General features: G+C 43.5%; 22 protein-coding genes and 1 other annotated feature. Of the genes, 4 read left to right on the top strand and 18 right to left on the bottom strand.

The window, feature by feature from the left end; translation table 11 throughout:
• Positions 1–4: 4 nt before the first annotated feature.
• The 14 genes from trpB to asnA form a co-directional block, all read right to left on the bottom strand.
• Positions 5–1,192, bottom strand: coding sequence for a tryptophan synthase subunit beta (trpB, locus tag ADI76_RS01335; RefSeq protein ID WP_049514210.1), 1,188 nt, complete (start codon positions 1,190–1,192; stop codon positions 5–7).
• 120 nt (positions 1,193–1,312) lie between these two features.
• Positions 1,313–1,547 (bottom strand) — a binding site (T-box leader).
• Positions 1,548–1,614: 67 nt separating this feature from the next.
• A complete protein-coding gene (locus tag ADI76_RS01330; RefSeq protein ID WP_049514208.1) occupies positions 1,615–2,142 on the bottom strand; it encodes a VanZ family protein in 528 nt (175 codons plus the stop codon).
• Complete coding sequence (gene rlmN / locus ADI76_RS01325; RefSeq protein ID WP_049514207.1) at positions 2,129–3,217, bottom strand: 23S rRNA (adenine(2503)-C(2))-methyltransferase RlmN; 1,089 nt, start codon at positions 3,215–3,217, stop codon at positions 2,129–2,131. Before rlmN ends, ADI76_RS01330 begins: the two co-directional genes overlap by 14 nt.
• A gap of 6 nt (positions 3,218–3,223) precedes the next feature.
• Positions 3,224–3,799, bottom strand: coding sequence for a YutD family protein (locus ADI76_RS01320; protein ID WP_049514204.1), 576 nt, complete (start codon positions 3,797–3,799; stop codon positions 3,224–3,226).
• A 135-nt stretch (positions 3,800–3,934) separates the two neighbouring features.
• Positions 3,935–5,647, bottom strand: coding sequence for a cache domain-containing sensor histidine kinase (locus ADI76_RS01315; protein WP_049514202.1), 1,713 nt, complete (start codon positions 5,645–5,647; stop codon positions 3,935–3,937).
• On the bottom strand, positions 5,644–6,378 hold the full coding sequence (locus ADI76_RS01310; protein WP_049514201.1) for a response regulator transcription factor: 735 nt from the start codon (positions 6,376–6,378) through the stop codon (positions 5,644–5,646). The genes ADI76_RS01315 and ADI76_RS01310 overlap by 4 nt, the downstream gene beginning before the upstream one ends.
• 58 nt (positions 6,379–6,436) lie before the next feature.
• Positions 6,437–7,558, bottom strand: a complete 1,122-nt coding sequence (gene msrB, locus ADI76_RS01305; protein WP_049514199.1) for a peptide-methionine (R)-S-oxide reductase MsrB — start codon at positions 7,556–7,558, stop codon at positions 6,437–6,439.
• Positions 7,559–7,570: 12 nt separating this feature from the next.
• A complete protein-coding gene (locus ADI76_RS01300; protein WP_049514258.1) occupies positions 7,571–8,131 on the bottom strand; it encodes a redoxin family protein in 561 nt (186 codons plus the stop codon).
• Positions 8,132–8,190: 59 nt separating this feature from the next.
• Positions 8,191–8,511, bottom strand: a complete 321-nt coding sequence (locus tag ADI76_RS01295; protein ID WP_049507021.1) for a hypothetical protein — start codon at positions 8,509–8,511, stop codon at positions 8,191–8,193.
• Between the two features lie 26 nt (positions 8,512–8,537).
• Entirely contained in the window at positions 8,538–9,248 is a 711-nt protein-coding gene (ccdA2, locus tag ADI76_RS01290) for a thiol-disulfide oxidoreductase-associated membrane protein CcdA2 (protein ID WP_049514197.1), read from the bottom strand.
• Positions 9,249–9,410: 162 nt separating this feature from the next.
• Positions 9,411–10,493: a SepM family pheromone-processing serine protease gene (locus ADI76_RS01285; protein ID WP_049514195.1), complete on the bottom strand. Its 1,083-nt coding sequence runs from the start codon at positions 10,491–10,493 to the stop codon at positions 9,411–9,413.
• Positions 10,477–10,965 carry a pantetheine-phosphate adenylyltransferase gene (gene coaD / locus ADI76_RS01280; protein WP_049514193.1) on the bottom strand — a complete coding sequence of 163 codons (489 nt, stop codon included), beginning with the start codon at positions 10,963–10,965 and terminating at the stop codon, positions 10,477–10,479. Before coaD ends, ADI76_RS01285 begins: the two co-directional genes overlap by 17 nt.
• Positions 10,955–11,494, bottom strand: a complete 540-nt coding sequence (rsmD, locus tag ADI76_RS01275) for a 16S rRNA (guanine(966)-N(2))-methyltransferase RsmD (protein ID WP_049514191.1) — start codon at positions 11,492–11,494, stop codon at positions 10,955–10,957. Before rsmD ends, coaD begins: the two co-directional genes overlap by 11 nt.
• A 96-nt stretch (positions 11,495–11,590) precedes the next feature.
• Entirely contained in the window at positions 11,591–12,583 is a 993-nt protein-coding gene (gene asnA / locus ADI76_RS01270; RefSeq protein WP_049514189.1) for an aspartate--ammonia ligase, read from the bottom strand.
• Between the two features lie 160 nt (positions 12,584–12,743).
• Between asnA and ADI76_RS01265 the strand changes: the two genes are divergently transcribed.
• Genes ADI76_RS01265 through ADI76_RS01250 form a run of 4 tightly spaced genes read left to right on the top strand, consistent with a single transcriptional unit; the run spans position 12,744 to position 15,487 of the window.
• The gene (locus tag ADI76_RS01265; RefSeq protein WP_049514187.1) at positions 12,744–13,421 is read left to right on the top strand and encodes a helix-turn-helix domain-containing protein; all 678 of its coding nucleotides are present in this window, start codon (positions 12,744–12,746) and stop codon (positions 13,419–13,421) included.
• Positions 13,422–13,423: 2 nt separating this feature from the next.
• A complete protein-coding gene (locus ADI76_RS01260) occupies positions 13,424–14,836 on the top strand; it encodes a Y-family DNA polymerase (protein ID WP_049514185.1) in 1,413 nt (470 codons plus the stop codon).
• Positions 14,833–15,204 (top strand): hypothetical protein, encoded by a 372-nt coding sequence (locus tag ADI76_RS01255; protein WP_049514182.1) that lies wholly within the window; start codon positions 14,833–14,835, stop codon positions 15,202–15,204. Before ADI76_RS01260 ends, ADI76_RS01255 begins: the two co-directional genes overlap by 4 nt.
• Positions 15,185–15,487: a DUF5960 family protein gene (locus ADI76_RS01250; RefSeq protein WP_049514180.1), complete on the top strand. Its 303-nt coding sequence runs from the start codon at positions 15,185–15,187 to the stop codon at positions 15,485–15,487. Before ADI76_RS01255 ends, ADI76_RS01250 begins: the two co-directional genes overlap by 20 nt.
• A gap of 51 nt (positions 15,488–15,538) precedes the next feature.
• Here ADI76_RS01250 and ADI76_RS01245 read toward each other — a convergent pair whose 3' ends face one another.
• The 4 genes from ADI76_RS01245 to rsfS form a co-directional block, all read right to left on the bottom strand.
• The gene (locus tag ADI76_RS01245; RefSeq protein WP_049514178.1) at positions 15,539–16,255 is read right to left on the bottom strand and encodes a YebC/PmpR family DNA-binding transcriptional regulator; all 717 of its coding nucleotides are present in this window, start codon (positions 16,253–16,255) and stop codon (positions 15,539–15,541) included.
• A 119-nt stretch (positions 16,256–16,374) separates the two neighbouring features.
• Positions 16,375–17,472, bottom strand: coding sequence for a nucleotidyltransferase (locus ADI76_RS01240; RefSeq protein WP_049514175.1), 1,098 nt, complete (start codon positions 17,470–17,472; stop codon positions 16,375–16,377).
• 6 nt (positions 17,473–17,478) lie between these two features.
• The gene (locus ADI76_RS01235) at positions 17,479–18,219 is read right to left on the bottom strand and encodes a class I SAM-dependent DNA methyltransferase (protein WP_277754530.1); all 741 of its coding nucleotides are present in this window, start codon (positions 18,217–18,219) and stop codon (positions 17,479–17,481) included.
• Between the two features lie 284 nt (positions 18,220–18,503).
• Positions 18,504–18,857, bottom strand: a complete 354-nt coding sequence (gene rsfS / locus ADI76_RS01230) for a ribosome silencing factor (protein ID WP_049514170.1) — start codon at positions 18,855–18,857, stop codon at positions 18,504–18,506.
• Positions 18,858–18,866 lie beyond the last annotated feature (9 nt).

The following is an 18,866-nucleotide window of genomic DNA, read 5'->3' as shown; positions in this document are numbered from 1 at the left end:
CTTCTTATTTTACAGCTTTCGCTTCTAAGTAGTCGGCAATAGCAGCCACGTCCTTATCCCCACGTCCAGAAACGTTGATGATGATGATCTTGTCTTTATCCAATTGTGGAGCACGTTTGACCGCTTCTGCAATCGCGTGTGAGCTTTCAATGGCTGGAAGGATCCCTTCTGTCTTACTGAGAAGAAGAAGAGCTTGAACCGCTTCATCATCTGTCGCTGCTACATATTCTACACGACCAGAATCTTTAAAGAAAGCATGCTCTGGACCAACCCCTGGGTAATCCAAACCAGCAGAAATCGAGTAAACTGGCGCTACTTTTCCATCTTCGCCAAAGACAGCATAAGTCTTCATGCCATCGACAACTCCTACAGTCCCTTTGGTCATGGTAGCGGCGTGCTGATCGGTATCCAAGCCATGACCAGCAGCTTCTACCCCAATCAAACCGACTTCCTCTTCTGCAACATATTCAGAAAAGGCACCGATGGCATTGGAGCCACCACCGACACAGGCAATCACATAGTCTGGCAAACGACCTTCTTTCTCTAAGATTTGACGTTTAGACTCTTTGCTGATCACTTTTTGGAATTCATGCACAATGGTTGGGTAAGGGTGAGGTCCAACAGCAGAACCCAAAACATAAAAAGCATCGAGGTCTGCCATCCATGCTCCAAAAGCAGCATCAACGGCGTCTTTCAAGGTCTTGGTTCCTGTTTCAACCGCATGAACGGTTGCCCCCATCATTTCCATGCGGAAGACATTGAGACGTTGACGCTCCACGTCTTCTGCCCCCATGTAGACATCACAGGCCATACCAAATTTAGCTGCCGCAGCTGCTGTAGCGACACCGTGTTGACCTGCTCCTGTTTCAGCAATCACGCGCGTTTTGCCCATGCGCTTAGCCAAGAGGATTTGCCCCAAAACATTATTCAATTTATGCGAACCTAGGTGGTTCAAGTCTTCGCGCTTCAAATAAATTTTCGCCCCACCTAAATGATCTGTCAAACTTTCCGCAAAGTAGAGCGGTGTTTCCCGTCCAGAATAATCTTTCAGATAATGTTTGTATTCTGCGATAAATTCTGGGTCATTTTTATACTGTTCAAAGGTTTCCTCTAATTGATTGAGCAAGTTTTGAATGGGTTCTGGTACGAAAGATCCACCAAATTGTCCGAAATAGCCTTTTTTTTCTGTCATGATTGTGTCCTCTTTTCTATATCTTCAATCCTGTTTATGATCTTTTTCTCTCGCTGGCCCTTTGAGCTGCAGTCTCACTGGGTTCCTTTGAGATAAAAAAACCTCACACAGAAAAATCTGTGTGAGGACGATTCGATACCGCGGTGCCACCTCCATTGTAGGAAGCTATTTTTCTCCTACATCTCTGACCTGTCTAACAACAGGGTGCACGATAAGGTGTGCTCACCGAATTTTTATTGTTTCAAATTCATCATCATAAACGCATCAGCCCATTTCAAGATTCACCACTGCTTGTTCACAATCACCACAAGCTCCCTGGAAGTGAGAAAAATCCCTACTTTTCTGATGTCTTGAAGCTATTATAGCTTCCGCTTCTGATTTTGTCAACAAAAATTTTAAAAAGGCGCTAAAATGTTCGGATTTTATATTTTTCCATCTTCTGCTAGCAATCGCGCTTGGAGATACTGAAAGCCTAGATAGGCCAGGTAAGCCCCTAAGGTATTGGTCCACAAATCATCTAGCTCAAAGACACGATTGGCATCAAACAAAAGATCTAAGAGCACTTGGCTAGATTCAATCCATAGACTTAGACCAAAGCCAAAGAGTAAGACCCGTTTGCGACTCCGCAACCAGGGCCATAGCCAGAGAAGTTGAAAGACCAGCGGGCTTAACAAAAAGACATTGGCTACGTTTTGGAGAATCACCTTGATGAGTTGGATGACACTGGTGATCTGGCCAAAATTCATCAACGAATTAAGTGGAACCAGTAGGACGACGATGCGACCAAAATGTTGAATTCCCGGTGTTTCCATACCTGGCTCTGGCTGTTGAGGCAAAAAGCACATCAGGCACAAGAGGATAAAATAGAAGAAGCTGCCACTCTGTAACAGCCTTCTTCCTCTCTTTGTTAGTTCTGTTTGATCCATCAGCCCTTGTTTAAGGTTGCGCATGTTCAACAATCGCTTTCTCCCGATCCCGTTTCATCGTATTGGAACGCAATTGGCCACAGGCAGCATCAATATCTGTACCGTGCTCTTGACGCACCACACAGTTGACACCTTGTTTTTTCAAGGTATCATAGAAGGCCATAACCCGTTCTTTTGGACTCCGGCTATATTGGTCATGCTCACTGACAGGATTATAAGGAATCAAGTTAACATAAGACAATTTCTTAATATTCTTGAGCAATTCTGCCAACTCTAAGGCTTGCTCAACCCCATCATTGACTTCATTCAACATGATGTACTCAAAGGTCACCCGACGGTTCGTGGTTTCGATATAGTATTCAATCGCTGCAAACAATTTTTCAATTGGGAAAGCCCGGTTGATCTTCATGATGCTAGAGCGCAAGTCGTTGTTTGGAGCATGTAGAGACACCGCCAAATTGACCTGCACACCTTCATTTGCAAAGTCGCGAATTTTATGGGCCAAACCAGAAGTTGATACGGTAATATGACGAGCCCCAATCGCTAGACCTTTATCATCGTTGACGGTCCGGATAAATTTCAAGACGTTGTTATAGTTGTCAAATGGTTCTCCGATCCCCATGACAACGATATGGCTGACCCGTTCATCTTGACCCCGTTCGTCAAAGTATTTTTGGACCAACATGATTTGAGACACGATTTCCCCATTGTTCAAATCGCGTTGTTTTTTGATCAAACCTGAAGCACAGAAGGTACAACCGATATTGCATCCTACCTGAGTCGTTACACAAACAGATAAACCATAGTGCTGACGCATCAAGACGGTTTCAATCAACATGCCATCTGGCAATTCAAAAAGATACTTGACCGTTCCATCTGCTGACTCTTGCACGATCCGTTGCTTGAGTGGGTTGACAACGAATTGATCATTTAACTTCGCAATTAAGTCCTTAGAAAGGTTGGTCATTTCTTCGAAAGACTGGACACGTTTACGATAGAGCCATTCCCAGATTTGTGCTGCACGGAATTTCTTTTCGCCGTTTTCTTCCGCCCAATCAATCATCTCTTGGCGTGTTAAACTATAAATGGATGGTTTCATTCTTTCTTACTCCTCTTTTTGACGAATCACAAAATGACGTTTGTTGTTCGTCTTCGTTGTTTTTTTAGTTTCAGCAGACGGTCTTGTTTTTTTCGAGTTATTCGTTGACTGTCCCTTGTCGCGTTCTCGTTTTTGGAAACGATCTTTTTGTTTGCGATTGCGCGAACGCTTCTTAAGCTCTCTTTCTTCTGATTGAGCTTTTTTAACCGGTGATTTCTTATCAAAGGAAGCACGATGAGGCTCCTTATTTTCAAGGACAAAATAAGCACAACCATAGCTACAATATTCTAACAAATAATCGTCTAAGCGACTTAGTTTATCCATCGTTGCAACATCGCGTTCTTCCTTATAGAAGCCACGCAAGCGCAACTGCTCATTGCTCCAATCACCAACAATGTAATCAAATTTGGTTAAAATCTCAGAAAATCGTTGACCAAAAACGGTCGCATCAAATGCTTCCTTCTCATTTTTTAACAACTCAAAGGAGAGGTTTTCTGAAAGGATCTGGTCTCCTACCTGACGAAACACAGGTCCAGGAAATTTATTGTAATTATATAATTCAGGGTCAATCTCTTTTCGCATAGTGTTCCTTCATCAAAATCTATTTACTGTAACACTTTATTTTATCATAAATTTGATGACTTGCGTCAGATTTGGCTAGAAAAGAGTTGAAATTCCTTTGACAGCAAAAAGAGACAAAGAAGGTAATCTTTGTCTCTATACATGTTCATCAGATGATGAAAGGGGCAAATAAAGTGTGATTTTCGTATAGCTATTGGCCTTAGAATCAATCTCCATATGATAGGCTTCGCCAAATTGAAGATGCAATCGTTGGTCCACATTTTTCAAGCCAACACCTCCTAAACGAAGAAGGGTTTGGTCTGTTGATCCGGATAAATCAAACCCTTGTCCATTGTCAAAAATCGATACGCAGGCGGAGTCTCCACTGACTTCAGTTGTCACTCGAATGAGACCTGGCCGATCGATCTCTTTAATGCCATGGTAAATCGCATTTTCCACTAAGGGTTGAAGCACTAATTTGGGGAGCTGATAATCGCCCAACCGTTCATCTTCTAGAATTTCATAATTGAGCTTTTCACCATAACGTTGTTTTTGAATGAAAAGATACTGGCGGACATGGTCAATTTCATCTCTCAGTAGGATTTGTTCCTGGCCTTGGTTGAGAGCCAGTCGAAAATATTGAGCCAAAGATTTGGTGATGTCAACCACGCGCCGACTATCATTAAACTCCGCCATCCAGACAATCGTATCCAAGGTATTGTAGAGAAAATGCGGATTAATCTGAGCCGAAAGTGCCCGCAGCTCGTAACACCGTGCGTTCTGCTCCTCCTCCTTTACCTGTTGCATGAGATGATCGATTTGATCCAACATGGCATTAAAAGCTTGAGCGAGGTCGACCAATTCTGGAGATCCTTTGGCTGCAGCCCTCACGTGAGCATCTCCTGATCCAATCCTCAAAATGATGGTCTGAAGGTCTCGTAAGGGTTTGATCCACAAACGCAGAACAAAGCCAAGCCCTATTAAACACATGATCAAGGCCAGTAATCCTAGACCAATGAAAGAGTATAGGAGTTGCGACTGAAGCATCTGAAGTCCTTCAAGTGAAGCTACTCCAATCAAGGTCCAATCACTATCTGGAATCGGAACCTGATAGATAAAATTCTGTCCTCCTTTAGCATAGCCATCTGTCACAGCAATATAGGGCTGCATGGCCTGCATCTCTTGGCTGGAGGAATAGACCGCTTTTTTAGGATGGTAGACAAACTCATGCTTTTGATTAATGATAAAACTAAAGCCTTGTTTCCCTAGCTGAAGGTGATCCAAATAAGCCTGTAAGCTATCGTAGCCAATATCCAAACGTACGACTCCGAGATTTTGACCAGTCTGATCGACTACTTCTTGGGTAATAGAAACCACCCATTTTTCTTTTTCCGAGGTCAAGGATTCCTTTCGAGCTGGCGTCAAAACTGGCATGGCTCTTTCCTTAATCGCCTCTTGATACCAGCTTTCATTCATCATGTCTGAGGAAGTCTGCATGCTGATTTTGGAATCTGTCGCTACCAGACGTCCATCCTTGGTCACCAAGACCGCAGAGACCAAGTCCGGATCCGTTTCAATCATCGTTCGCATCAGGTGTTGAACCGTTTCTTGATCCGCACTCCTATCTTGAGCAAATTGGCGAACAGCCTGTTCCTTGCTAAGCACCGTTGTGGTCTGCTTTAATTTTTTTAGATAAGACGTAATAAACTGACTACTTTGGTCGATACTATTTCTTGTCGTCCGCTCCGTTAGCTGGCGGATCGTCCCTGAACTCGTTTGATAGTAAAGGCTACCGATGAGACCAAAAAGTAAGAGAATGAAGAGAAAAAAGTAGAGGACCAGCTGAATCAGCAAGGGATATCGTTTCATTCATGCTCTCCTTTTTTGTACTGCCTTGGCGTCACCCCAACAACCTGCTTAAAGCGTTGAGAAAAATAGTTCATATCTTCAAAACCAACCTGATCGGCGATCTCATAAATCTTTAAATCTGTCGTGAGAAGCAAGAGTTGAGCCTTCTTCATTCGCTCTTGGATGAGGTATTCTTGGAAAGGAAGTCCCAATTTTTTCTTGATCAATACACTTAGATAAGAGGAACTGAAACCAAGTTGATAGGCCAAATCCTTCAGGGTTAACTGCGAATCTGCTAAACGAGCATGAATGGCCTCTTCCAACTCTGTCGAATAACCATGGCTGACCAAATCTTCGACTTGCGCCTTCTTTCGCTCTTTGTCTAGCTTTCCTTTCACCTTGGCTAACATCTCTTCAATATCATCTTTTGAAAAAGGCTTCAGCAAATAATCATCTGCACCTAACTTGATGGCTTTTCTCGCAAACTCAAAGTCATCATAACCTGTCAAAAAAATGATATGACAAGACGGAGATTGCTCTTTAACGAGATGGGCCAGATCCAAGCCATTCATTTGTGGCATATTGATATCGGTTAGAAGGAGATCGGCTGGTTGCTCTTGAAACTTCTCCCAAGCCTCACGCCCATTTTCTGCCTGATTGATGACAGTCATTCCAAACTGTTCATAGTTGACTAAGGAAGTCAGACCCTGCCGAATCAACTCTTCATCTTCCACAATCATAATCGCGTACATGTCTTTCACCTACTTGTTTTTGCTATACTTATTATAGCAAATTATAGACTGAATTGTCTCAGACATAGTCTAATAAATAACCGTAGCCCTTTTCTTTCATTTCTGCTTTAGGTATGAAGGTAATAGACAAACTATTGATGCAATAGCGAAGGCCTCCTTTTTCCTTGGGTCCATCGGTAAAAACATGACCCAGATGGGAATTTCCCACACGGCTCCGAACTTCTGTCCGAGTCATATTGAAACTCTTATCCTCCTTATAAATCGCCACATCAGGACTAATGGGACGGCTAAAACTTGGCCAACCACATCCAGAATCAAATTTATCCTTAGAGGAAAAGAGCGGCTCACCGGTCACGACATCTACATAAATACCGGCATCAAACTGATCCCAGTAACGATTGGAGAAGGCCCGTTCGGTATCATTTTTTTGTGTTACCGCATATTCTTCTGGGCTCAATTTCTTTTTGATCTCCTCATCACTCGGTTTAGAGTAGCGACTAGCATCAATCACCGGATAAGAAGCTTGATTGACATCAATATGGCAGTACCCATTCGGATGTTTCTTTAGATAATCCTGGTGGTAATCTTCCGCCTGGATGAAATTGATCAGTGGCTCTTTTTCTACTGCTAACGGTTTGTCGTATTTCTTTGCTACTTCATCAAAGACTTGGTTAATGGTTGGAAGGTCTTCTTGAGAGACATAATAGACACCTGTTCGGTATTGAGTACCTTGATCGTTTCCTTGACGATTCTTCGACGTTGGGTCGATAATCCGGAAATAGTGCAGGAGCAATTCTTTCAGAGATACCTGCTTGACATTGTAAGTGATGTGAACTGTTTCAGCATGGCCTGTTTGAGGGACCAATTCATACTTGGTTGTATCTCCCTTCCCATTGGCGTAGCCTGATACAGCATCAATCACACCTGGAACACGGGAGAAATATTCCTCTACGCCCCAGAAGCAACCACCAGCTAGATAGATTTCTCGTTGGTCTTCTGGGTTGACTTTTTCTTCCTTCTTTTTGTTTGCTACTGGTGTCTGACTCATGGACGCTTTTTTGATCTGCTCAGTCGTCGCATCTGACGAATCAAAGGCCATGGATCCTTTGATAAGGAAAAAGATTCCAAAACAAAATAGCCCCACTAAAAGAATGGAAATGAGTTTCCATTTTGTTTCCATTTTATGTCCTCCTTACTTCATTTCTTTTAGAGTCTGGACGATGTCTTCCTTGCTCATATAACCGATATGGGTCTTAGCGAGAGTTCCATCGCTCGCAATAAAGAGTGCCGATGGATAAGACCGAATCCCATATTCTTTGAGCAAATCTCCTTTATTATCCAGCAAGACCGGGAAATCCTTGTAATCCAAAGACTGATACCAATTTTTGAAATCTGCTGCTGATTTTTCGCCATTAAAGGTTGGAGCTACAACGGATAAAACCACATAATCCTTACCTGCCTCTTCTTTTGCCAACTCATTGGTATCCTCTAATGTCGACAGGCAAATAGAGCACCAGGAAGCCCAAAATTTGAGGTAAACTTTCTTCCCTTTGTAATCGGATAAGCGGTAGGTCTTGCCATCCACTCCTTGCAGGCTAACATCCTTCACTTTCTTGCCAGATGGTTGCCTATCCTCAGCCTTGGCTGTTTGTTGGCTCATGTCTTTGGTGGAAGTGGCCATTCCTTGGCTTGAACAAGCGCCCAGAAGTCCAGCGCATACGAACCCAGTAGCTACTAAAGCTAATTTTTTCATCATTATCACCTCTTTAGACAAAGGGAAAGTCATCCTCAGATGACCTCTCCCTTCTTTCATTAGTTGTCTGATTTCATATCAGATGATCCACTCTTTTCATCTTTCATTTCTGAATCGCTGGATTTCATCTCATCTTTTTTCATATCATCCTTCATTTCAGAACTGCTGTCAGACATCATAGATGAATCTTTCATGTCTTCTTTTTTCATTTTATCATCGGACATGGACGAATCCTTCATGTCATCCTTCTTCATATCGTCCTTCTTCATCATACTACTATCGTCCGTTTTTTTCATATCTGAATCCGATTTTTGTCCAGAACAAGCTGCTAAAGTGACAAGGCTAAGCGTAGCAATGGTAAGTGTAAGAATTTTTTTCATGATTTTTCTCCTTTAATCATTCAAGATTAGTGAAACAGGGATGCGAGGCTATTAAGATTTCCTAGCATCAGCAAGATGCCCATCAAGATGATGAGGGCACCACCAATTTTTTTCAAGGTTCCCATATGGGGCTTGAGTTTAGCAAAATGTTGTAGAACCCAGCTAGAAGCTAGAGCCAAGACTAAGAAGGGTAGCGCCAAGCCCAATGTATAGACCAGCATCAGGAAAGCGCCTTGCAAAGCCCCATCTCCTCCAGAAGCTGCAATGGCTAGAACAGAACTCAAAACTGGTCCGACACAAGGGGTCCAACCAAAACTGAAGGTGACCCCTATCAGAAAAGCATTGAAGAATTCATTGCGCTCCCGATTCTTTTTGAGTTGGATGGTCTTTTGCTTTTGGAGTTGCTGAAGATTGATGAGGCTCATCTGATGGATTCCCAATAAGATGACAATCCCTCCTAGTAGGTAACGGAACCAGGGAGCATAGAGTACCTGACCAAGGGCACCTGCACCATAACCTAGGATGAGAAATACGGTTGATAGACCAGCAATAAAACAGAGCGTCTTCACCAAGCCGTACCAAGAAATATCTCTTCCAAAAATACGCACCGTTTTTTCATGCTCAGAATCTAATAAGATCCCTACATAGACTGGCATCAGTGGCAAAATACACGGGGAGAAAAAGGATAGAACTCCCGCTAAGAATACTGAAATGGAAAACAAACTGGTTTGAATCATTTCACTACCTCCCTTTCTTTCTGATACCAGTATAAAGAAAAAATCCCTCTAAAAATAGAGAGATTGATAAGCAAAAACTTGAATTTGATTAGAAGGTGAATCTTCCTATCTACCAACTCTACCTCGTACTTTCAAGTATGAGACTGATCTAGCAAGATACTTCTAATTCTTCTTCAAATAATCAATAGCGTCTTGAAGGGTTTTGACGGGCACAATTTTCATCTTCGAATGAATTTGTTTCGCGGCTTCTTTAGCGGTTTCATAGTTTGATTTGGCTTTGGGATTGGCTTTCTTTTCTTCTTTGGAAACAGGGTTATTAGGAGCAAAGAAGATTTCTGCTCCTTCTTTATCTGCTGCAACGACTTTCTTGTCAATCCCACCGATATCGCCAACCGTTCCATCTTGGTTAATGGTTCCTGTCCCTGCAATATGGCGTCCCTGACGAAGATCTGGATCAGCCACTTGAGTGTAGATGGCTAGGCTAAACATCATACCGGCACTTGGTCCACCAATCCCAGCTGTCGCAAACTGGACAGGAACATCGCCTTTAGCTTCCGTCCGGTCGATCAGGCTAATCCCAATTCCGTTTTTCCCATTGGTCAATTTGATGATCTTCCCATCTGCGGTCTTGGTTTGTCCATCTTCAATGTAGGTCACCGAAACGGGGTCGCCAATTTTTTGAGAACCAACATAGTCAATCAATTCTTTGGAACTCTTAAAGGTCTTACCATTCACACCGGTGACGGTATCCGCAATGTTCAAGACTCCTTTAAAGGTCGAGTCATCTGCTACCTGCATGACATAGACTCCTAGAAAGTCCATCTGGGTTTCTTTGCCAGCTGTCTTCAATCCTTGGTAGATGGCCATATTTTGCGAGGTTTCCATATAGAATTGGTTAATCCGCGTGAATTCTTGGCTCGAACTACCACCGGTCATATCCTTGGCAGAATAGATGTCTGTAAAAGGCGTTGCCCACGCATAGATCAAATCAGCCGGAGTCGCTTCTTTCACTGCTACGGTCACAAAATCATAAGATCCTGACTTGGTATCTATTTTTCCATCCACTGTCATGACGGATCGAATATCTTCTGCCGTTCCTGGCATTTCAATATAATAAGGAAGGCGAATCACAAAAGCAGCTAGCAAGAGAAGCAAGAAAAGAACTCCTGCAATCGGCCATCGGTATTCTTTCAACCGTCCTTTTTTCTTTTTAGGGGTCAAGCTTGGTTTATTCGCTTGGGTCATCGTTAATTTCCTCCATTACACTCTCTGGGACATACGGTGAGATATCCTGCTGAAAAGCCAGCAACTCTCGAATACGGGTGGAACTAATGGCCTGGTAAGGAGGCTGGGCATAGAGATAAATAGTCTCCAATTCAGGTGCCAACTGGTGATTAAAATAATCCATATTGGCTTCGTAAACCAGATCCTGTGCATTGCGCAATCCCCGGATCAAGGTGATGACACCAAGATTACGTGCCACTGTCACAGCCAACTCTTGGGTCGACGTCACAATTTCAATATTTTCCAAATGAGCCAAGGCCCCTTCCACCATGCGCACGCGCTGCTCAATGGAAAAGAGTCCGACTTTTTCCGGATTATAAAAAATTCCGACATAGACACGGTCAAACAAGCGGCTCGCCCGCTCGATCAATTGCACATGCCCAATGGTAATCGGATCAAACGATCCTGTAAACAATCCAGTTCTATCTGACATATACTGTTACCTTACTAATTCCATAGATTTTTTCTTTCCAAATTCCCACCTGTCCGATTTCCTCAGGAAGTTCTACATGTTTATCTGTTTCGCACACAATCATGATGTTTTCTGATAAGAGATGGCGCTCGCACAAGGTTTCGATATCGCGGACAATCTCTTCCTTGGCATAAGGCGGGTCTAAGAAAACCAGATCAAAGGTGCCCGTTAGAAGCCCCAAGGCTTGCTTGGCCTCCATTTTTAGTAGTTGAAACCGTTCCTTTTCCTTGGTCATGGCAATATTAGCTGCCACAATCTCCTGCGCTCGACGATCTCTTTCCACTAGAACCGCCTCTGACATGCCTCGAGAGACTGCCTCAATAGAGAGACCACCGCTTCCTGCATAGAGATCCAGCACTCTTCCGCCATCAAAGTAAGGACCAATCATATTGAACATAGCCCCTCTGACCTTATCAGAAGTCGGCCTGGTTGTTTTTCCTTCAAGTGTTTTGAGGGAACGTCCCCCATAGGTTCCAGATACTATTTTCATAGGGTCCATTATACCAAAAAAAATCAGAAAATTGCGATTTGATATGGTCAAACGACAATTAAAAGAGCCGAGCTCTCTGCTCGACTCTTTCATCCATTATAGGATATTTTCATATTCATCGCGGACAGATTGAGGCCAGACACTGGTTTGGACTTCACCGATATGTTTCTTACGAAGTAAGAACATAGCCAAACGAGATTGCCCGATCCCTCCACCAATTGTGAGTGGGAAGAGACCATTTAACAAGGCCTTGTGCCACTCTAATTGGAGACGATCTTGATCTCCTGTAATCGCAATTTGACGGCGAAGCGTTTCCTCATCGACACGGATTCCCATTGAAGACAACTCAAAGGCTGAACCTAGGACATCATTCCATACAAGGATATCGCCATTCAAGCCCTTGTAGCCATTTTCAGATTCGGTTGTCCAGTCATCGTAGTCAGGTGCACGTCCATCGTGTGGCTTGCCATCTGCAAGCTCTCCACCAATCCCAATCAAAAAGACAGCTCCAAACTCTTTGGCAATGGCATTTTCACGTTCTTTTGGTGTTAAGTCAGGATAGCGTTCCACCAACTCTTCCGTGTGAACGAAGGTAATTTGTTTTGGAAGAACTGATTCAATATCATAACGCGCTTCTACTGCTAGTTCTGTTAAGCGAATTGCCTTGTAGATCTTTTCAACCGTTTCTTTGAGGTAGGCGATATTGCGTTGACCATTTGGAATGACTTTTTCCCAGTCCCATTGATCCACATAAACGGAGTGAATGGCGTCTAGTGAATCTTCATCTGGACGAAGGGCCTTCATGTGGACAAAGAGGCCTTCGCCTTCGCCAAAACCAAAACGCGCCAAGGTATGGCGTTTCCATTTTGCGAGTGAATGCACGACTTCATAAGTCTCATCAGGAATTTGAAGGACCTTTACAGATACTGGGTGTTCAATCCCAGAAAGGTTATCCTGCATCCCATCTCCGACCTTGCTCAAAATTGGCCCTTGGACTTCAATGATGTCCAATTTATCTTTTAAATATTGTGTAAACGTCGTTTTTACAAACGAAATTTCTTTTTGTTGGTGTATAAAACTTTTTTTCATATAATTCCTCGTTGTTAGAAGTTGTAAAACTGATTATACTCTTTTTTCATTCAAATTCCAAGCCTTTCCGTCACCTTATAACGGAATTTTTCTCTTGCAAAAGGATTTTATTTTTGATAAACTATATGTAACTTTTAAAACGTTACATAGGAGAGATGACATGTTTGATGCAAAAAAACTAAAAGAAAGACGCCTGGAAAAAGGCTTGACCCAAGCAGATGTCTACGAGGATCTCAAAATTTCTCGCAAGACTTACTCCAGTTGGGAGAATGGCTTAGCAGAGCCACACGAAAAAAATCTCAGGAGGTTGGCCAAGCGCCTCTCCGTTAAAGAGGACTACTTTGTTAACAAAGACTCCGCACTCTATACCTACCCTTTATTAACCCCACCTCATCAAAAAAAAGTTGACCAATTGGCCAGCCAGTTATTAGAACAGCAGCAAAAAGTTGTTTCCTTGACGGCTTATAAGGTTCTTTCGATTGAGCTAGCAGCTGGTTTAGGACATACCTTTTATGATAACGAAACGGACTATGAAACCGTCTATTTTGACAAAGAGATTCAGCATGACTTCGCCTCTTGGGTATCTGGAAACTCGATGGAACCTCTCTACCCCAATGGCTCTGTTGCTCTCATGAAACAGACCGGTTTTGACTACGATGGGGCTGTCTACGCCCTCATCTGGAATGGAAAAACTTACATCAAGAAAGTCTATCGGGAGGCTGAAGGCTTGCGCTTAGAATCCATCAACCCTGACTACGATGATTTATTTGCTCCTTACGAAGACGAGCCAAAAATCGTCGGCATTGTGGTCGGGCATTTTCTTCCGCTTGAGGTGTAAATATGCTATTTGATTATTCACGTGAGCCTCATTCTGATATTGCTTTTGTGGATATGAAAAGTTTTTATGCCAGCTGTGAGTGTGTCCGTCTGGGCCTAAATCCCCTGACCACTTCTCTTTGCGTCATGAGCCGGAGCGACAATTCTGCTGGTCTAATTTTGGCCAGCTCCCCCGTTTTCAAACAAGTCTTTGGCAAGAAAAATGTGAGCCGGAGCTACGACCTGCCTTTTGATCTCAAGACCAGAAAATTCAATAGCTACGTCGCAAAAAAACAAGGATTGCCAACGGATCCAGCCTTTATTGCATCCATTGAATCCTGGGCCAAGAGGACCCTGATTGTGCCACCACGCATGAATGCCTACATTCAGGTCAATATGGAGATTCAGAAGGTCTTTCAGGAATTTGCGGCACCCGATGATATATTTCCTTACTCGATCGACGAAGGCTTTATCGATCTGACTTCTTCCTTAAATTATTTTATTCCAGATTCCTCCCTCTCGCGAAAGGAAAAACTGGACCTTCTTTCTGCCAGGATCCAAAAAAGAATCTGGCAGGAAACTGGAATCTATTCTACCATTGGCCTCAGCAACGCCAATCCCCTTCTTGCCAAGCTAGCCTTGGACAACGAAGCCAAGCATTGCCGAAATATGCGCTCCAACTGGTCTTACGAAGACGTAGAAAGCAAGGTCTGGAAACTGCCCCAGCTCACTGATTTTTGGGGCATTGGACGTCGCACTGAAAAACGATTGCAAGGGATCGGGATCACGTCGATTAAAGAACTGGCTCAGGCTCATCCCGATCTCTTAAAGAAAGAATTCGGAGTCATGGGGCTTCAACTTTGGTTCCATGCTCATGGCATTGATGAAAGCAATGTCCACAAACCTTATCGTCCGAAGTCACGAGGCATTGGCAATTCTCAAATCTTGCCCTATGACTACCACCTACAAACAGACATTGAACTGGTATTTCGGGAGATGGCTGAACAGGTGGCTATCCGCTTGCGACGGAAAAAAAAGAAGACTCAGCTAGTCTCCATTCATGCCTCCTACTCCAAAATTGAGGGGCTTCCGTCCATTCATTGTCAGCAAAAGATTGAACCCACGCAATCCACCAAGGTTTTATCCGATACTGTTCTGCGGCTCTTTCGCTCCAAGTACGAAGGCGGAGCCATTCGGCAGATTGGTATTTTTTATGGCGAACTTGTCGAGGAATCTCTCCAACTTTTTTCTCTCTTTGATGATCCAATAGCCCTAGAAAAAGAGGAAAATCTCCAGCAGACCATTGACCGCATTCGGGACCAATTTGGCTTTACCTCTCTTCAGAAAGGCTCCTCACTACTAGAAAACTCACGCGCCATTGCACGCAGTAAACTAACTGGCGGACATTCCGCAGGAGGCTTAGATGGATTAACATGATCGACCGTTCTTATCTCCCTTATCAATCCGCACGCGAATTTCAAGACCGTGGCATGGCCAAATGGGCCGGCTTCTTTTTATCTGAGCACACAACTGCCCTTCACACAAAAGAAATTGACCGCAGTCAGCTCACGATTCTTCCACTTGCTGAACAGATCCAGCTCCTGGAGCAGGCCTTCCAACAACAAACGACGATCTCGATCACGACTCTAGAGGGGAATCAATTTGCAACCTACACAGGTTCGATTCACACCTTATCTGCTTCTGAGCTTCTTCTCAAAAGCAATGGTCACTACCACCGGCTACTTCTGACCTCTATCATTTTTATTGAAGCTGAGGAAACACCGTATGAAACCAATTCAGACTAAACACGAATTACAATTTGATTATTTTTCAGAGAATTACCACCAATTTGAGACAGACTTTTACAAGTGGGCGGCTACTTCTACGCCACTCGTCTTTTTAGAAGACGATATTCTCCACTCTATGGCAGCAGGCCAGCGAAACTACTTTCGTCTTCACCACACCAAAAGTCGGGATCATCGAGATCATTATTTCTATTTTAAGGTTTCCACACTCTCCCAATCACCCCTGACCCGTATTTATGCTTATACAGGACATTTCTTACAAAAAAAGGATAGCTTTATCTGAGAAGCTATCCTTTTATTTAATTTTTAATTTCACTACAGTCCGTACGAGTGATTAGAATCCATCTACGTTGGTGTAGATTTTTTGTACGTCTTCATCGTCTTCAAGAACGCTATAAAGTTTTTCAAATGTTTCCAAATCTTCACCTGACAACTCAACTTCTGATTGAGGAATCATTTCCAATTCAGTTACTTGGAATTCTTCAACACCTGATTCACGTAAAGCAACGATCGCTTTGTGAAGATCAGTTGGAGCAGTGTAAACAGTGATGCTTCCTTCTTCTGCTTCAACATCATCTACATCCACATCTGCTTCAAGCAAAAGCTCAAAGATGGCATCCGCATCATCACCTGCAAAGACAATAACACCCTTGTTGTCAAAGAGGTAAGATACAGAACCAGAAGCTCCCATGTTACCGCCGTTTTTACCAAAAGCCGCACGGACATTGGCAGCTGTACGGTTAACGTTTGACGTCAAGGTATCAACGATCAACATTGAACCATTTGGTCCGAACCCTTCGTAACGCCCTTCTGTAAAGGTTTCGTCAGTGTTTCCTTTTGCCTTGTCGATCGCTTTATCAATCACGTGTTTTGGCACTTGCGCTTGTTTAGCACGGTCGATAACGAATTTCAAAGCAGTATTCAATTCTGGATCTGGTTCACCCTTTTTAGCGGCTACATAGATCTCAACACCAAATTTGGCATATACTTTTGAGTTAGCACCATCTTTGGCAGTTTTCTTGGCAACAATATTGGCCCATTTACGTCCCATGAGGATTCTCCTTAAATTTTTTCAAATTATTTTCAATCTTTTATATTATATCACAAATCATAAGACTTGGAAGAGTTTTTTGCGCATCATCCCGGATGGAACTACTCTCCAACCATCCATTATTCATCTCTTAGTCTCACCGGCACCCGACCCCAGATCTGCTCTTGCAACTGGGAATGGCCTAGTTGATACACCTGATCTGCTTGCTGAGTTAAGGCATCCCAAGGTTCCTTACCAATCCGCGTCACCAAGTCCACTTGACCTTTTAGTGATTTGAGGTGAGCTTGTCCTTTTTCAGTGAAACCCAAGACATGGAGAGCGGTCGGCAAGATTTCTTCTCTCGCACCTACTAAAATATAAGTCAAAATGCGGCGGACACGCGCCTTGGTATAGCGCTTGGTTGCGACTTTCTCCACCAAGTCTTCCACAGAGCTCGCGCTTCGAATGGCATCCTTTATCCGATTGGCTAGTTCTTCATTAACCTGAAATATCTGTGTCAGATCCGGATGGGTTAATACTTGATAATTGAGCAGTTGGTCATAATCCTCCCAAGACACCTGTGGAGCCGACTGAAAGAGCTGGCTATTAGGCATAAATTTGTCGACAAAGTCTTGATCATCCTTGTGTAGGCGTAGACTAGTCGCAGAAGCATAGGCCACCTCTTTTTCTTCTGAATGGTAGCCCGCACCTTGACGTTGGATAGGCTTGAGCGCAATCCCCTTCCCAGCACAAGCCTTGGCATAAGCCAAGCCCAGGATATGGTTGGGAGTACCCCCTGTGAACTCCACTCCAGCAAAGGTTTCCCACATTTTTTGGGTCTTTTGTGGATAGGATAAGTCTTCTGGAAGATTTCGCAAGAAAGCTTCCATTTCCACTTCTTTCTCAGAGTAAATAGTTGTAATCGCTTGGTAATCTAAGACTTCTTCTGTCCCAAAGGTCAATTGGTCGATTCCCAGACGGGACAAGATCTCCACCGCTCCCTTGGCAAAATGATCAGCCGACTGAACAGCTACGAGAAAGGGGAGCTCGACCACCAGGTCTGCTCCATTTTCCAAAGCCATCTGTGCGCGAATCCACTTGTCTACAATGGCAGGTTCGCCACGTTGAACAAAATTCCCAGACATGGCCACAATCTTCAGCCCCTCTGCCTGTTCCAGCAGGTACTTGTGTCCATTGTGAAAAGGATTAAATTCTGCAATAATACCTGTAACTGTCATGCTGTCCTACTTCTGTGCTACAAAAAACCATCGTTTGCTGGTCTTTGTTGGCTCTTTATCTTCAAAGTCCGCGTACAATTTGAAAGATTTAAAGCCAGCCTGCTCCAGCAAAATGTCATAGGTTAAGACCTCATAGGTACGCTCCTCATGGACTTCATCGTGCCGACTAAAGCTGCCATCCTCTTCTTGGACAAAGAAGGTCAGCTCATGGACGATCGAGTGAGGGGCTGCATCCTCATAGGTATCCCAGAGCATGGCAAAATCTTCTGCATTTTCGTGGTAAGAATAGCCCGGGAAAACCTCATCCGTCTGGTAGGTCGAATGGACATCAAAAATAAAGACCCCGTCTTCGTTTAGGGCATTGTAAACTTCTTTGAAGACATCTCCCACTTCCACCTCGTCCTGCATGTAGCAGATAGAATCCGAATAGCAAGTCACGAAATCATAAGTACCTGCTTGCGACAGGTCCAGCATATTGCCCTCGATAAAATCAATCTTTTGCTTGGCTGAAGCCGCTCTTTTTTCAGCAATTTTCAGCATATCAGCACTCAAGTCTAATCCTGTTACGTCAAAGCCAGCTTGGGAAAAGCGGACAGACTGAATCCCTGTCCCACAAGCCAATTCCAGTAATTTTTTCTTATCTTTTGTCTTTGGGAGATGGCGGAGGGAAAAATCCGTCCACAAATCATACAGACTGTCATCCATGACCGCATCATAGACTGCCGCAAAGGTTTCATAAGTCGCCATATTCATGATACCAAGTCCGCCCGTAATCCGATAGAAAATTAGGAGCACGACGATGGAGCTAAGCTCCAAGGAGAGCTATCTATTTTCCGAGGATTACAGGACGGGTTCAAATCCTTTCTAAGATACCAAGAGCATTAAAAACATGGAGAAAATAACAACTTTGCCCATAGTTTTTAGCTCGTGTTCCGTTACCAAACTAACTTAACACGAGGCCCTATCCTTTCTTTCCATAGAATTTCAATTTAACCAACAAAACTCAGTTGCTACCAACTGAGTTTAGCTGCTTATGCTAGGGTTGCTGAAAGATCGACAGCATTTGCTTCGTGCCATAGTTTTTCTAGGTTATAGTGGGCACGCATTTCTTCTGAGAAGACATGGACCACCACACCACCTAAGTCAAGAAGGACCCAACCTCCTGCTGAGTCACCTTCGACGTGGCTGGCATTGCCACCAGCTTCAACGACCTTCTCGCGAATATTTTCTGCGATCGCTTCCAACTGACGGCTGTTCATAGAGCTTGCGATAACAAAGTAATCCGTCACACTAGTCAAGCTTTGAACATCCAAAGCCACAATATCTTCTGCACGTTTTTCATCGGCAGCTTTAACAACAAGTTCAAGTAATTCTTTTTCTTTCATTTAGTCCTC

It is taken from the genome of Streptococcus parasanguinis, assembly GCF_001074805.1.
In the GTDB taxonomy this organism is placed as follows: Bacteria; Bacillota; Bacilli; order Lactobacillales; family Streptococcaceae; genus Streptococcus; species Streptococcus parasanguinis_A.
The sequence above is the reverse complement of the archived record's forward strand: the minus strand, read 5'-3'. Positions and strand labels throughout refer to the sequence as shown.